Origin of the sequence: Nodularia chucula CCY0103, assembly GCF_963923915.1 — a bacterium.
Lineage (GTDB): Bacteria > Cyanobacteriota > Cyanobacteriia > Cyanobacteriales > Nostocaceae > Nodularia > Nodularia chucula.
Genome location: NZ_CAWUOL010000001.1, coordinates 197,998 through 212,312 on the forward strand (window position 1 = coordinate 197,998; position 14,315 = coordinate 212,312).

At 41.0% G+C, this 14,315-nt stretch carries 16 protein-coding genes and 1 pseudogene; 10 read left to right on the plus strand and 7 right to left on the minus strand.

The features are described 5' to 3' along the window. Positions 1–759 precede the first annotated feature (759 nt). Positions 760–4,062 carry a protein DpdE gene (gene dpdE, locus ACM0OP_RS00830; RefSeq protein ID WP_414526479.1) on the minus strand — a complete coding sequence of 1,101 codons (3,303 nt, stop codon included), beginning with the start codon at positions 4,060–4,062 and terminating at the stop codon, positions 760–762. 187 nt (positions 4,063–4,249) lie between these two features. On the opposite strand from dpdE, the gene ACM0OP_RS00835 reads away from it, so the two are divergent. The 5 genes from ACM0OP_RS00835 (at position 4,250) to ACM0OP_RS00855 (ending at position 7,237) form a co-directional block, all read left to right on the plus strand. After that, positions 4,250–4,585, plus strand: a complete 336-nt coding sequence (locus ACM0OP_RS00835) for a hypothetical protein (RefSeq protein WP_414526480.1) — start codon at positions 4,250–4,252, stop codon at positions 4,583–4,585. Between the two features lie 111 nt (positions 4,586–4,696). After that, positions 4,697–5,038 (plus strand): YtxH domain-containing protein, encoded by a 342-nt coding sequence (locus ACM0OP_RS00840; RefSeq protein WP_414526481.1) that lies wholly within the window; start codon positions 4,697–4,699, stop codon positions 5,036–5,038. A gap of 20 nt (positions 5,039–5,058) precedes the next feature. Next, the gene (locus ACM0OP_RS00845) at positions 5,059–5,520 is read left to right on the plus strand and encodes a hypothetical protein (RefSeq protein WP_414526482.1); all 462 of its coding nucleotides are present in this window, start codon (positions 5,059–5,061) and stop codon (positions 5,518–5,520) included. 188 nt (positions 5,521–5,708) lie between these two features. Further along, a complete protein-coding gene (locus ACM0OP_RS00850) occupies positions 5,709–6,518 on the plus strand; it encodes a TPM domain-containing protein (protein WP_414526483.1) in 810 nt (269 codons plus the stop codon). A gap of 92 nt (positions 6,519–6,610) precedes the next feature. Next, the gene (locus ACM0OP_RS00855; RefSeq protein WP_414526484.1) at positions 6,611–7,237 is read left to right on the plus strand and encodes a precorrin-8X methylmutase; all 627 of its coding nucleotides are present in this window, start codon (positions 6,611–6,613) and stop codon (positions 7,235–7,237) included. A gap of 216 nt (positions 7,238–7,453) precedes the next feature. Here ACM0OP_RS00855 and ACM0OP_RS00860 read toward each other — a convergent pair whose 3' ends face one another. From ACM0OP_RS00860 to ACM0OP_RS00870, 3 genes are all read right to left on the minus strand, one after another. Next, on the minus strand, positions 7,454–8,137 hold the full coding sequence (locus ACM0OP_RS00860) for a phosphate ABC transporter permease (protein ID WP_414526485.1): 684 nt from the start codon (positions 8,135–8,137) through the stop codon (positions 7,454–7,456). Between the two features lie 18 nt (positions 8,138–8,155). After that, positions 8,156–8,992, minus strand: a complete 837-nt coding sequence (gene dapB, locus ACM0OP_RS00865; protein WP_414526486.1) for a 4-hydroxy-tetrahydrodipicolinate reductase — start codon at positions 8,990–8,992, stop codon at positions 8,156–8,158. A gap of 101 nt (positions 8,993–9,093) precedes the next feature. Further along, a complete protein-coding gene (locus ACM0OP_RS00870) occupies positions 9,094–9,633 on the minus strand; it encodes a Uma2 family endonuclease (RefSeq protein ID WP_414526487.1) in 540 nt (179 codons plus the stop codon). A gap of 136 nt (positions 9,634–9,769) precedes the next feature. Here ACM0OP_RS00870 and ACM0OP_RS00875 point away from each other — a divergent pair, with 136 nt between their 5' ends. Genes ACM0OP_RS00875 through ACM0OP_RS00885 form a run of 3 tightly spaced genes read left to right on the plus strand, consistent with a single transcriptional unit; the run spans position 9,770 to position 12,179 of the window. Continuing rightward, entirely contained in the window at positions 9,770–10,546 is a 777-nt protein-coding gene (locus ACM0OP_RS00875) for a CobW C-terminal domain-containing protein (RefSeq protein WP_414526488.1), read from the plus strand. Beyond that, on the plus strand, positions 10,543–11,355 hold the full coding sequence (locus ACM0OP_RS00880; RefSeq protein ID WP_414526489.1) for a metallophosphoesterase family protein: 813 nt from the start codon (positions 10,543–10,545) through the stop codon (positions 11,353–11,355). Before ACM0OP_RS00875 ends, ACM0OP_RS00880 begins: the two co-directional genes overlap by 4 nt. A gap of 50 nt (positions 11,356–11,405) precedes the next feature. After that, the gene (locus tag ACM0OP_RS00885; RefSeq protein ID WP_414526490.1) at positions 11,406–12,179 is read left to right on the plus strand and encodes a metallophosphatase; all 774 of its coding nucleotides are present in this window, start codon (positions 11,406–11,408) and stop codon (positions 12,177–12,179) included. A 54-nt stretch (positions 12,180–12,233) separates the two neighbouring features. Here ACM0OP_RS00885 and ACM0OP_RS00890 read toward each other — a convergent pair whose 3' ends face one another. Further along, positions 12,234–12,674, minus strand: a complete 441-nt coding sequence (locus ACM0OP_RS00890; protein WP_414526491.1) for a COG3650 family protein — start codon at positions 12,672–12,674, stop codon at positions 12,234–12,236. 172 nt (positions 12,675–12,846) lie between these two features. Between ACM0OP_RS00890 and ACM0OP_RS00895 the strand changes: the two genes are divergently transcribed. Further along, entirely contained in the window at positions 12,847–13,131 is a 285-nt protein-coding gene (locus ACM0OP_RS00895) for a DUF427 domain-containing protein (RefSeq protein WP_414526492.1), read from the plus strand. Positions 13,132–13,407: 276 nt separating this feature from the next. Next, positions 13,408–13,644: a type II toxin-antitoxin system HicB family antitoxin gene (locus ACM0OP_RS00900; RefSeq protein ID WP_414526493.1), complete on the plus strand. Its 237-nt coding sequence runs from the start codon at positions 13,408–13,410 to the stop codon at positions 13,642–13,644. Between the two features lie 89 nt (positions 13,645–13,733). Here the strand turns inward: ACM0OP_RS00900 and ACM0OP_RS00905 are convergent. Then, a pseudogene (locus ACM0OP_RS00905) lies at positions 13,734–13,841 on the minus strand (type II toxin-antitoxin system HicA family toxin); the annotation flags it as partial. A 47-nt stretch (positions 13,842–13,888) separates the two neighbouring features. Beyond that, positions 13,889–14,107 carry a type II toxin-antitoxin system HicB family antitoxin gene (locus ACM0OP_RS00910; protein ID WP_414526494.1) on the minus strand — a complete coding sequence of 73 codons (219 nt, stop codon included), beginning with the start codon at positions 14,105–14,107 and terminating at the stop codon, positions 13,889–13,891. Positions 14,108–14,315 lie beyond the last annotated feature (208 nt).

Consider the following 14,315-nt stretch of genomic DNA (forward strand, 5'->3'; position numbering starts at 1 on the left):
CTCTAGTTAATCATTAACTTAGCTATTATTTAGATTACACAATTTAGGGAACAGATAACGCTTAAATATACAACATGAGACAACTATTATAAAAAACTTAATAGACTGATTGATAAGTTTATGAAGATTAATAATTAAGACACTATAGGAATCCGGTTTGATTTATGAAAAACTTAAGTGAGGATGAAATCCGGAACGCACTATGATTAAGGCTTTGGTGCGTTACGCTGCGCTTTAGCGAAGCCATGCCCCTTGGGCTATACACACCCTACGTGTTTGTTCAATAATCAAATAATAGTCCTATATATTTAATAATTCACAAAAAGTTACTTAAAATCTTATTTAAGTAGAAGAGTTGTAATGAATATTTGTTGTCGTCTACATTATTCATCAATAATTATCACAACTATAGCTGGGGACTGGAGACTGGGGATGTTTTGGTGGGTTACGACGGTAATGCATTTTTCGTGTTGTGCGAAGTTTTGTCACCGTCTAACCCACCTTATGGACTAGTACCGCAAGGCGGAAATCAAAAGTCAAAAGTTAAAAGTCAAAAAGCTTATAATATGGGATTTTCATGGGTTTTGAATGGTCTGTTTATTTACGCTGACTTGGACTAGTATATATTTTCCTCCTCAATTGTATTCGGAGTGCTATTAAAATAAAAACCCCAGTTGCAAACCGGGGTGAGAAAATTTAACTAGAATAGCTATAATAACTGCTATATCTGCTATTGTGATTGTTTTAACCAAATAGCATTTACACAGGATTTCGCCCAGATACAACTATAAAACCAACGGAATCAAGTCGAATCTGGGGTTGATGAATCCCATCTAAAATTGCTGTTTTCAAGGAACTTTCTATTTCTAATTCTCGAGCAAGTGCAGTATCCTCTTTTTGGCGATGGAGACGGAGGGTTAATTGCTCTACTTTTTTGTTTAATTCCTTTGTAGCCATCTGCACATATTCTTGTTGTAAGGCGATAAATTCAGGATGCTTATGGAGTAATTCACTAGAAATTTTACGACCTTGATGACAAAAATTCTGCCAATCACTAGGATTGACAAAAGTATCAATAATTCCTAAACGTTCTTTGGCAAGATTATAATCTTTGGATCTCTCGCTATTTCTATCTTTATAGGGTCTTTCCAGAATTTTTAGGAGTAATTGATCTTCAACTAAACCCATAGAATCATTGCGACCATCAATAAAGATAGTTTCTAGCATGGGCGGAAATAAAGCATCAACACGACGCTTTAAGGTGTAGCTCTGGGAGTTATCTAGTGTGTAAGTTTTTAGAACTTCTTTGACAGCTTCTAAATTTGTTTCTACTACATAATTAAACCGGAAACCAAACCATTCTTTACCTTTTGTAGCATCCCAAGATTCATCTGTGCGCCATACTGCAAATGTTTTACCTCTATCATCCCAATTTATATGGCTGACTAGGGCTTCAATTAATCCTTCGCCAATACGAAAGAGTTTAACGCCAGAATTTTGGTTAGCTATGCGGCGATTATAAGTACCAAATTGGTCGGGATGATTATTAGCAAAGTGGGTTTGTAATTCATCTACAGAAACTAAGGTACGGGTTGTTGGTTGATAGCGCTTAATTTCGGCGGAGTTGGGATTGTTAACTGGCTTAAATCCTAGTGCGTCGCACATCCAACCTTCAGTTGCTTGTTTCATTTCTAGATGACAAGCATCGTAATCATCAAGGGTTTGAAAATATTGGCTGGTATTTTCGTTGAGAATATCAATTTCATCCAGTGCAGTTTGCTCGCTAATTTTCAAGGTTTCGGCGGTGATTTGTTGTTGAATTGGCGAAATCACGGCCAATAATCCCGCAGCACTTTTTTGAAATAAAGCTGTTTCTAGTTCTATCAGTTTCTCATCTACATAAAATTGGAGACTGGCGATTGATTGCTCAAAGATACCAAATCCATTTTTTAGGAGTTGATACCAAGCATTGTGTGGACTATCTTCTAAGAATGGTCCTAGTAAGGCATAGGATTGAATGCCAATTTTGCTGCCAATGCGGTCAAATCTACCAATTCTTTGTTCTAATTGATTGGGAGACCAAGGTAGGTCAAAGTGGATGAAGCAGTCCGCGAATTGTAGGTTAAGTCCTTCTTGACCAGAGCGATCGCATACTAAAATAAAGCATCCGGGGTTATTTTGAAATCTAGTTAAGTTTTCTGCAACTTTTTCTTTTGGTTCGGCAAATTGATGGCTGGCGATCGCCTCTGCACCAAAGTAATGAGATAATCGTTGTACAATTGCTTGACAAGACTGTCTAAAACTGGTGAAAACTACGATTTTAGGCAAAATATCCCCAGGCATGGGACGGCGAACTCGATGCTGTATTCTGGTGATTAATTCTGACTTATTTCTACGAACACTGGCAGAAATTTTGAAGTATGTAGCTAACTGATTCAGCAGCACTGTATTTAAATTATCTGTACGTTCTCCCTCTTCTACAGGTTGACGCAGAATTTGCATACAGGATTGTAAAATCTCTGATTCCTCTGGGAATTTCGGGGTAGTAGTTAAGACGCGCAGCTCATTTTCTGTAAACTCCGGGATCAGTTGAGATGGGGTTTTACCTGTGAGGCGCGCAGTAATTACCTGTTCTAAAATTCCTAACCAAGTACCAGAAGCCAGGAATAACAACAGAAAAATTTGCTGATAGGGCTGTTCTTGGGGGGCGAGAGTCCGCCATTTTTCTATCAATTCATGAAGATCAAGCGATCGCTCATCCAAATCATATTCTTCTTTGGGTGTCACATCCCGATCAAAGATGACATCTTCCACCGCCGCACGACGATTACGCAACATTCGCCGATGTAGCCGATAGGTTTCGCTGATATGGGTACGAATGGCGGCGATAATTTCCCCCGTGTCAGCAGTTTTAGCTGTTAAAGAATTTTCTAAATTGTTCGCCTGATTCATCAAATACTCATCTTCAGCAAAGAGATTCCGCAATTCTTGGAGATGAGTTTGCTTAACATCAACATTTGTACCTGCGGGAAAAGCCAAGAGAAAGCGCCCAATTTCTTGGCAATTTTGCACCTTAGCCCGAAAACCTGCCAAATCATTTAACTTATAGGTTACTGGGTCTAGCAGATGTAGCATAGCTAGAAAATTTTGCTCGTGGTTCAGCACAGGAGTGGCAGATAATAGCAGCAAGCGATCGCTTTTATGAGCCAGATTTTTACAAGACTCAAAACGCTGACGCACAGCAGCATCTCTAGAAATGGCCATGACCGCAACATGATGGGCTTCATCCACAATTAAGCAGCCAATGTTGGCTTTCTGGTTAATTTTATGAATATCTTCAACCGCCAGCACCACTACTCGTTTACCAAAATGAGAGATATAAAATTTATTTTCTAATTCCGCCCGCCATTGTGAAACTAAATATTGAGGAACCAAGACCACCGCGCCTTTTTTTGGTTCGTCTAAGAGAAATTGCCGGAGGATGACACCCGCTTCAATAGTTTTTCCTAGTCCCACCTCATCTGCTAACAAATAGCGTTGAATTGGGTCTTCCAGCACCCGGCGGACAACTTCCACTTGGTGAGGATAAAGTTCAATATTCGCGGAAATCAGCCCTTTTATGCCGCGACTCACAGCCCGTTGTTGAATTAAGGATTTAACAAAGGTTAATCTTTTGTCATGAAAATAGGGTGTTTCATGACCCTTCATCGCCAGAGTTTCAATGGGATCTGTAATCGGTATATTACAACGGACATAAATTTCCTGTTCCGTGGCAATTGTCGTCTTTTTATCAGGTAAATCAATTTGATACATTTCTGTATCTTCATCCCAGGTACAAATTCGCCCAATTAGCCATGTGTCCTGGTTCGGCGAGCTAATGTAGCATCGAGTTTGTGGCGGAAGCCGAACTGGAGATAGGGAATCTAAAGATAAGGTTTTTTGGAGGCGTTGCCCCCCGGAACAGAAATACTCAACAATCACATCGGGTTGAGATATCTCAGTAACTTTTCCTATTCCCAAATAGTTTTTCTGGGACTGCACCAGTGAACCAAGCTCAATCATACTTCGACTTATTTGAAGATTCTAAGAGAAATTACTACGCCAAGAGCAATAGCAGTTCTCCACACTAGCTTGATAACGAGAATCTGGCAACTTGAATCAGGAAGAGGTAAAAAAACTCCGATGAATATTGCTGTGCTGTAGCTATGATTAAGTCAGAACAATCTCAGTAGTTCCAGAAGAATCAACAATGGTGACGACAGTTGTTGTGATTAATACTCTCATTTCAATGCTACTACTCTACATAGCTTGGCGAGTATGGAAACTCAAGCAGTGGATTGGGTGTGTAGCTGATAAACTCAACGCCTATGAACGGAATACTCACGCAGTTCTGTTTACAGCACCGGAAAATATTGATATTGCCCAGCAACAGATTTATCACCTACGCCAAAGAAACCAACAGCTACAGCTACAAGTGCAACAAGTACGTCAAATTATCAGTTTACTATTGTTAGGAAAGCGTTTCTGGGGTAAGTCTTTCGGCGGGATGGGTTTGAGATCAAGAAAAAATACAGTCACCAAATAAAAGCAACATTTCTCACTGATATCTGTCAGGATACATTAACTAAATAGCATTATTGGCATCACGACTGGTCAACATCACACCTAAAATGGGTGTAAAGAGAGAAATAATCAAATGTCTAATAACCGTTCTGGAGTATTTGTGGGTGGTTTCATGCTAGGAGCTACCATTGGCGCTTTAACTGGTTTACTTGTAGCTCCTCGTACAGGAAGGGAAACCCGTAAACTTTTACAAAAATCTGCTAACGCTATTCCTGACTTAGCAGAAGATTTATCAACCAGTGTACAAATTCAGGCAGATCGCCTTTCGGCTAGCGCCCTGAGAAATTGGGATGATACCTTAGAGAAACTGCAAGATGCGATCGCAGCTGGTGTAGATGCTAGTCAACGCGAAAGCCAAAACTTAAGAGAGCAACAAGCTCAACAAGACTCAGATTCGATTTCGCCGCAATTGTAAAGCTCATAGATGGTATAACCGTGATTGATCCCCTGTTTTGGTTGGGACTATCCTTATTATTAGTCGCTGCCAGCCTCACTGCTGTTTTGGTAGCGGCCATACCCGCTTTGCAGGAGTTAGCACGTGCCGCTCGTAGTGCAGAAAAGCTATTTGACACTCTCTCACGGGAGTTACCACCTACATTACTTTCTATCCGTCAAACCGGCATGGAAATCACAGATTTAACGGATGATCTCAGTGAAGGTGTGCAAAGCGCAGGTAAAGTAGTTCAGCAAGTTGATCAAACTTTAGACACTGCCAAAAAACAAGTTAAAAACGTGCAAATCAGCACCCGCAGCCTAGTTGTAGGCGTAAAAACCGCTTGGAAATCTTTTACACGTTCCAAACCCGTCAGAAGAGTGGAACGCCTATCAATGAAGGAAAAACCAGCCTTAACGTTGCGAGAACGAGAAATTAAAAAGGGAGTAGGGAGTAGGGAGTAGGGAGTAGGGGGGCAGGGTGCAGGGTGCAGGGGAGAGAAGATGGTAACTTCCCGATGACTAATGATTAACCTTTGCTTAAATCCCTAAAATTAGAGTAAAGTAAACAAGTGTAAAGAAGTATCACTTTTCTCATACTCTTTTAAAACAACTTGTTCACTTCTACTGTTTATACTTGTATAAGAACGTCCATGCATTCCTGTTTTTGGCGACGAACTCTGGTATCTATAACTGTATTTTTCTTGGCTGTGTCAATGTGGGTAATGCATTCACCCCCAGCAATGGCTTACGATAATCCTGACCTATTACCCAACTATCAAACTCCAGTCATAGATTTAGCTAAATCTCTCACAGATATCCAAGAAGCGGAACTGGTGACAGAGTTAGAACAATTTGAAGGTGAAACTGGCTGGAAACTCAGAGTCTTAACTCAGTATGACCGCACCCCTGGTCGTGCAGTGATTAATTATTGGAATTTAGATGATAAAAGTATTTTGCTAGTGGCTGATTCTCGTGGCGGTAACATTCTCAGTTTTAGTGTGGGAGATGCCGTTTATGAACTTCTACCCCGGACTTTTTGGATAGAATTGCAAACTCGCTTCGGAAATTTGTATTTTGTCCGAGATGAAGGAGAAGATCAAGCCATTTTACAAGCCTTAAATTCAGTTGAGGGCTGTTTGCTGCAAGGTGGTTGTTCTGTGGTTCCTGGACTACCTAAAGAACAATGGATACTCACACTCATTACTTCCATTGTGGGGGGGATAATTTGTGGATTTGCAGCTCATCCCCAAAAAGAAGGACAGATTATTGCTTGGCAATGGGCTTTAATTTTTTCCCCTCTTTGGGGAATTTTGTTTATCGCTTTTGGTATTGGCCCGGTGGTGACACGTACCAGTGATTGGTTGCCTCTAGTTCGTAATATCTCTGGTTTTTTGATTGGCGCTTTAGTTGCTTACTTAATTCCTGCTTTGATGCGTTCTTCTTCTAATGCTGAGTCTTAAGTTCCTCAGTGCTGAGTGAAAATTAAAATACTCAAGACCCAGTGTTCCTGAAACTGATAAGCTGAAATCTGGTATCTCAGAGCTGAATAGCAATGGAATGGCACGTAACTGATGCTGAAAGTTTAGCAATCATTGATAGTGAAATAGGTAGTCATGTTTTTTCACCCTCAGAGTATGAAATTGTCAGGAGAGTGATATATGCCACGGCTGATTTTGAATATAAATCTCTGATTCACTTTTCTGAGCGTGCTTTACAAGCTGGTGCGGCGGCTTTAGCGGCACGGACTACAATTGTAGTGGATGTACCAATGGTACAAGTAGGCATTGCCCAGGATATTCAAAATACTTTTGCTAATCCTGTTTATTGCAGTTCGGAGGCTTTAACACGGCCACAAAAAGAAAAATCTCGTCCAGCTTGGGGAATTGAAACTTTAGCCAAGCGTTATCCAGAGGGAATTTTTGTGATTGGTCAAGCTCAAACTGCTCTAACTGCTTTAGTAGATTTAATTGCAGATGAGGAAATTCAGCCAGCGCTGATAATTGCTACTCCTGTGACTTTTCTGAATGGGGATGAAACTAAAGAGCGTTTACAAGATTCTCTAATTCCTCACATCATTATTGAGAGTCGCAAAGGTAATGCTGTTGTGGCATCTGCTATTGTTGATGGATTGGTGGATTTGGCTTGGCAAGCCTATGGTAAGGAGAGAGGAAAAAGTTAAGTTAAAGTCTTTTAGTGGGAACAGGGAACAGGGAACAGGGAACAGTTTTATACCTATATCTTGTGGTTTTATGCTATGGAATAGATGTTATAGCAACCCTCAAGGACGTTAGGACATAAACTGATCATCAAAGTTAGACACCAAAAGGCTTTTACCCCACTCCCTACTCCCCACTCCCTACTCCCTAGCTATATACCTATTCAGACGGATTTGATCTTAATCCATTCTGCGGCGACGGCGGTTTGGTCTTTCTGGTTGTTTTTTACGTAAGCGCCGACTGACTTCACTAAAAAAGTCTCTTCGGAGATAAGGATAGTCGTTTACCCACAGGTCACAACTGGGAATGTAGACATCGGTAAATTCTTCAATGCGGCTCAAGTCAGAACGGTTGGACATGAGAATCATTTCGGCAACTTGACCACGGAGAATGACTTTGTAGGAGTTACGCAGTGGTGCTTGTAATTCCACTGTAAATCCTGTGTTGTCGCCAATTTCTAAGTTAATCAGTTTTTCCCGATTTTCAACAATGACTAACTCACCTTTATTGTTAACGGTTTCTTGTTTGCCCATTAATTTGTCTGTAATCCACCAGTCGAGGATGCGACCGCGAAAAAATCCACAGTATTTATAACGTCGGCATTTTGCATTGCGTATGCTGGCTTGAAATACGGGATACCAGAGCCAAAAAAAAGCACTCAGGACTCCAACGAGAAATGTGATGAGGTTAAATTCTAGGCGTAAGAGAACTTCTCCTAAGAGAATTATGGCTATGGCGATGACAGAAATTAACAGTCGTTGCAAAAAATTTGAAAATTTCCCGGCGTAGTACTGGTATTGTGCGCCAGTGGCAATGAAGGGAACGAGTTGTTCAAATTTTTTCCGTGTCAGTGGGACTAACATAAGTGCTGAGTTTGCCAGTTAAAGAATTTTTTCTAATCCATACACTAATGACTTGATCTGCGAGACTTTGCGAATTGCTAGCAGAACTCCTGGCATATAACAGGAGCGATCGCTGGTATCATGTCTTAATGTATAAATTTGTCCGGGTGCGCCAAATATCACTTCTTGATGGGCTATCAGTCCCGGCAGACGCACGCTATGAATCCTAATTCCTTCTTCTGCTAAACTGCCCCTGGCTCCTGGTATTTTTTCGGTTTCTTCTACAATTGCAGTGTTAAAAGGTTTACCGAGTTCTCCTAGTAATTGTGCGGTTTGAATTGCTGTTCCACTGGGTGCGTCGGCTTTTTGGTTGTGGTGCAGTTCAATAATTTCTACATGGTCGAAATATTGGGAGGCTGTGACTGCGGCTTGTTGTAACAGTACCATGCCTATGGAAAAGTTGGGAATAATTAGACAACCTGTACTAGCTTTTTCGGCAAAATCGGCTAATTCTTGGAGTTTTTCGGGACTTAAGCCTGTGGTACCAACTACTGGACGAATCCCGTAGGCGATCGCACTCCGCACATTATCATAAACTCCATCAGGGTGGGTAAAGTCTACCATGACTCCCGGTGGTGACTGGCGATCGCCAGCTACATAACCCAGCATGGCTTCTAATTGATTGGTAATTGGTACTTCTAAAGGTTCACTTAAACCTGCCAATTCTCCAGCATCTTGGTCTTGATGTTCTGGACTGGTATCAATTGCAGCCACTAAGTTTAAATCTGGTGCTTGCGCCACGGCTTTAATAACTTCGCGTCCCATTTTACCGGCCGCACCGTTAACAATAACTGGGATAGGAGCTTGATTTGTCATAGTTTGGTAATTTGTAATTCGTAATGCCTCTTTTCCTGCGGAACGCTACGCGAACAGAGGAGCTTCGCTAACGTAATTCGTAGTTTCTGGTGCGCGTAATATTATTCGAATACTGGCGACCAAATTTCGGCAATGTTCACTTCCCAACCGGGGAGTAAATCTGGCAAAGTCAGGATATCACCATTTTGTAATACTATTTTCTCACTAGAACGGTAAACTTCCATAGTTCTGGTTCTAGGGTCAATTAAAATGCCGATTTGAGTCCCCAGGCTGATAAATTCTTGAATTTTTTCCCGGAGTTTATCTAAAGAATCGGTTTTAGACTTCACCTCTACTATTAAATCGGGTAGCAATTCGGCATAATCTTCTGTAGAACGTTTGAGCCTATCTGCTCGGATAAATGATACATCGGGAGCGCGTAAATCTTTGTTAGGTAATCTAAAGCCAGCACTGGAACCAGTTACACGTCCTAGCTGCCGTGGTCTTACCCAATTCCTCAGCAGCGCTGCAAATTCAGTTCCTACTTCTTCCGATTCGTAACCCGATGGACTCATAACAACTACGTTCCCGTCTACCAATTCCATGCGATAGTCAGGATGAGCTGCTTGCATTTTCTCTAAGTCTTGGACAGTAAGAGACATAAGACCTCCTGAAGTACCTAAATATATTTTGGCATTTTTGGTAAAGAGTAATTTATCAGCTTTGCAGAATTTTTTTAGGTCAAATTCTGACGGACATGGTGTTTGCAAGTGCTATGAAAATGATTATCATTTAATTATGAGTATATCGATGATTACCGTTGTTGCTGGCCCGGCGGGTTGTGGCAAAACTACTTGGATTTGCCAACAGCTACGTAATACCCCTTCTGCGGAAAATGTAATTTATTTTAGCCCTGGAACTGGGAATGTCCCCATTGACCAGATTCGTCTGAGTGCGGAGTTTCCAGAGGTGAAAGTTTTTAGTGATGGCCAAGAGGTAGAATTTCTCAACCAACTAGCAGGGGCTGAGACTATTTATATAGAACTAGGATTTTATTTAGAACTAAAAACAATTGAGCAAATTGTCGGAAATGTTCCATATCAGTCTGTTGCAGTTTTACCGTCGCAGCTGAAAGATTCGGAATATCACCCCTGGGCGGCAAAAATTGTTAAAGGGCTGGATATTGAGACTAGTATTGCCCAAAATCAGATTTGGCGATCGCCTACCAATGGTCAAGTTATCGACGAAGATAGTTTAAATGAATTTTGGTATGAACTATCCCACGGTGCTTATGGCACAGTCAGCCGTGCTAAAGGAATTTTTGATGTTGCTGATGGAAGGGCATTATACGCCGATTTTGTCGCAGGTGTAGCTACTACAGATTTTCTAGAATTAGACCTACCACGCCACTTAGAAGGAAGACCGCAGCGTTTCAGTGGTTTGGAAGTCTGGGGAGAAAACTTAGATGAGTCGGCCATTAAACAAACATTACAAGATTGCTATTTGTCAGATGGTGCGATCGCCCAATACCAAGAACAAGTAAAACAAATTCTTACAGAGGAGACTATAGAGTGAAAATAGCAGTTATGTCATGTATTCATGGCAATTATGAAGCATTAGATGCCGTCTTATTAGATATAGACCAACAAAAAGCCGATAAAATCTTCTGTCTAGGAGACTTAGTAGGATATGGCCCCCATCCCAACGCCGTAGTTACACAAATTCGGGCGTTAGATATTCCCACCTGTATGGGTTGTTGGGATGAAGATATAGTTGAAGGCTTGAACGCTTGTGATTGTAGTTATCCCTCATTATTAGCAGAGAAGCGGGGAAAAATTGCTCATGAGTGGACAGATAAAGAAATACATCCAGAACACCGGGGATTTTTCGCCCAACTACCCCACAGTTTACGTGAAGAAAATCTAGCCTTCGTTCATGGTAGCCCCCACAGCAACCACGAATATTTATTACCAGAACTTGATGCCTTTGCCGCTTTAGAGCGCGTACTTTCCACAGATGCAGACGTGCTTTTTTGTGGACATACTCATGTACCTTATGTGCGTAATCTAGACGGAGGTAGTTTAAAAATTCGTGTCCAAAGTCAGGAAAAAGCAGCAGCAGAAAAGAGCTTTAATGCTTCCCTCAAGCGAATTATTAACGTCGGTTCTGTAGGCGAACCCCGACATGGGCGACCCAATGCCACCTATGTAATTTATAACACAGATACTCAAGAAGTCACATTGAGAGAAATACCTTACGACTATCAGAAAACCTGTGCAGCAATTATCGAAAAAGGTTTACCCAAAATATTTGCCTGGCGTTTAGCCCAAGGCTTAGAATTTGCGGAAAGGGCTGATGACCCTACCCATGTTTGTACTCGTTAGTGGGGAGTAGGGAGTGGGGAATTATTAATCCAAAAAAATCTAAAATTTGTATGAATAAGTGGGCAATTTTAAGCGGAATTGAAGGTAACTTGGCGGCTTATGAAGCTGTCATGGCGGATATTAAGCGTCAAAATAATGTGGAAGCGTTGTATATTTTGGGCGATTTAGTCGGACCCCGGCGCGAAACTGAACAATTAGTTAAACGGGTGCTAAACCCCCAACGGGGAGAACTAGAACCACTGATTTGTAAAGGTTGGTGGGAAGAACAGTGTTTTATTCTCCACGGATTGGGGGGAAGTGGCGAACCGACAGAATTAATCGCTAAATATGGGGGAGAAACAGTTAAATTGCTGTGGGAATGCGTTTCCCGACCAATGGCACAATGGTTAATGACCCTAGACTTTGGTTTTTTTGAACTGGATTCTTTATTAATACACGGTACAACAGTAGGAATTGACGAAGCACTTACCCCAGATACACCGCCAATTCAAATGCTAGACCGCTTATCAAGAATGCAAGCCAATAACTTATTTTGTGGTCGTTCTGGCTTGGCTTTTCAATATCAACTCCAAGGGGGGTCAATTACTAGCGGAGTTACAACCCTAGATAATCAAGCATCTCCCCAAACTGTGCAAGTCTCGGCGCGTCAGGTAATTGGGGTGGGTAATGTGGGCAGAAATCCAGGGGAAGCAATTTATACACTCTATCATCCAGGGACAAACCATGTAGAGTTTAAAACTGTCCGTTACGGTATTAGCAAAGGTTTTCAGTCCCTGTCAGATGTCAACCCTAAAATAGCTATTAGCTACGACAGCAAACCCTAATTAAAGGTTTGTAGTGAGGACTTGACTTTTTTCCGTCTCCTAATTCACAACAAGCTAAATTTTATTCGCGCAACCTTCCAAAACCATGTCACCTTGAATAAACAAGGCTGAGTAAGGATATAAGTTATCTGACATTCCATCACTACAGTTATTAGCTTTTCTGATAATCAACATTGTGTTGTTTGCTTCCCCCAGTCGATAAACTCTGACTGTCTCTAGAAAGCGTCCATCAGCCCCCAATGGTTCCACATAAGGAAAATCTTCTTTTTGATCCCTTCCTAATGAAGAATAGACAATTCCACTGGAGCTAACATCGACACTCCAAAAGGGTTCAGTCCCAAAAGCCCGAAATTCTAGATTCTCGGTGGTATCGTTGCTCGAAATAGGTTGATTATTATTGGTGCTGTTAGCTGGTACACAACTAGTCAGTCCTAATATCAGGGTACAGAAAATTAAGGTTTTCATGGTGTGTAGAATGTATAAGAACTGATTCATTTTACTTAGGGTTACTTAAGTCATCAGGTTGAATTTGGGAATCAGTCAGAGAAAAAGCAACCACAGTGGCGCAGAGGATACAGAATTATTGATGAAATATGCTTTCAGCCCGCACCAAGAGTTGGGATGAGTGTCAAAATGTAAAGTGTAAAGTTTATTGACAGGGTGAATTATGCCGAAAGCAATTTGGAATGGTACTGTTTTAGCCGAAAGTGATAATACTGTTGTGGTGGAAGGTAATCATTATTTCCCCGCAGACGCTATTAAGAAGGAATATTTCCAAGAAAGTAACACTCATACTAGTTGTCCTTGGAAGGGTGTCGCCAGTTACTACAGCATTGAAGTAGATGGACAAACTAACCAGGATGCTGCTTGGTACTATCCTAGTGCAAAAGAAAAGGCTAAAAATATTGAAGGCTATGTGGCTTTTTGGAAAGGTGTAAAAGTTGAGGCTTAGTTGTAAAATGAGTTTTTTGGCAGATATGGGAATTTAACTAGCAACTGTAATGTAGTCAGGCGATCGCTCATTGTAATTATCTCCCATTGTGGAGTGGAGTGAAAGGCGATCGCCACTAAATTTATCTCTAACTCTTGATCGGCGATCGCTAATTATTCTAAAATTTAAGTGAAGTATAAATCCTGGTGCTTTGTCTTGAGAAATTGCCTATTTTCGTGAGACAATAATATTAAACTGATAACTTATAGTTTAATCATCTGAATAAGATGTAATTTCATGGCTAGACGCTTCATTTTGAGCGACTATTTTGAACAAGTGATCGCTAGTGCAGTTTATGACAAGCTCGAAGATGGTACATTTGCAGGTAGAATCCCTATTTGTCAGGGAGTCATAGCCTTTGGCTCGACTTTGCGCGAGTGTGAAAATGAGTTACGCTCAACACTGGAAGATTGGATTTTGCTGGGGTTGAAGCTGGGACATCCTCTACCAGTGATTGATATTAGTATGAAATAGCCATACCTCAATTTAACTCCATTCTCCGCGCCTCTGCCACTCTGCGTGAGCTTTTAAAAATTAGGTGATAAACCTGCTTGTTTGCAAATTTAATTGGCAGTAATGCGATCAATGGTACGATGCCTTTTTACAGGAATAGTTTTTGTCTCATTACTATAGATAGAATGATTTCCTCCTTCTCTTAACAAATAGAATCCATTCTGTTCTAACTATTTAATTAAATCTTTTCGTTTAACTGACACACTCAAACCTCTACAGGAATTTGTTCGAGTAAAGAATTGCCTGTAGGAATTTCTTTATTTTGTTGACGATAGGCAAGAATCATTTCTTTGGTTGCATCTTGTAACATCGCTCGACATTCTTCTAGAGTTTCTCCCTCAGTGATGACTTCTTGCCATTCAATGAGTTGTCCCATATATCCGCTATTAATTTTTGTATATTTTGCAGTGTATGTTATTAACATCAGGTGGTTATGAATGTATTTCTATAATTTATCGTAGTTTATTTTTTTCTAGGCAAGCGTTCGTGTAGATATCGCAATCATTATCGTCTGTGAAAAACTACGAGTCCGGTTAAATACTTACTAAACCCGCAAACCCGCCAAACCTCTGCTATGTCTCCCCTCCTCGCTTGCCTACGGTGTACACACAAGTAGAAGTAAACTACTAGGG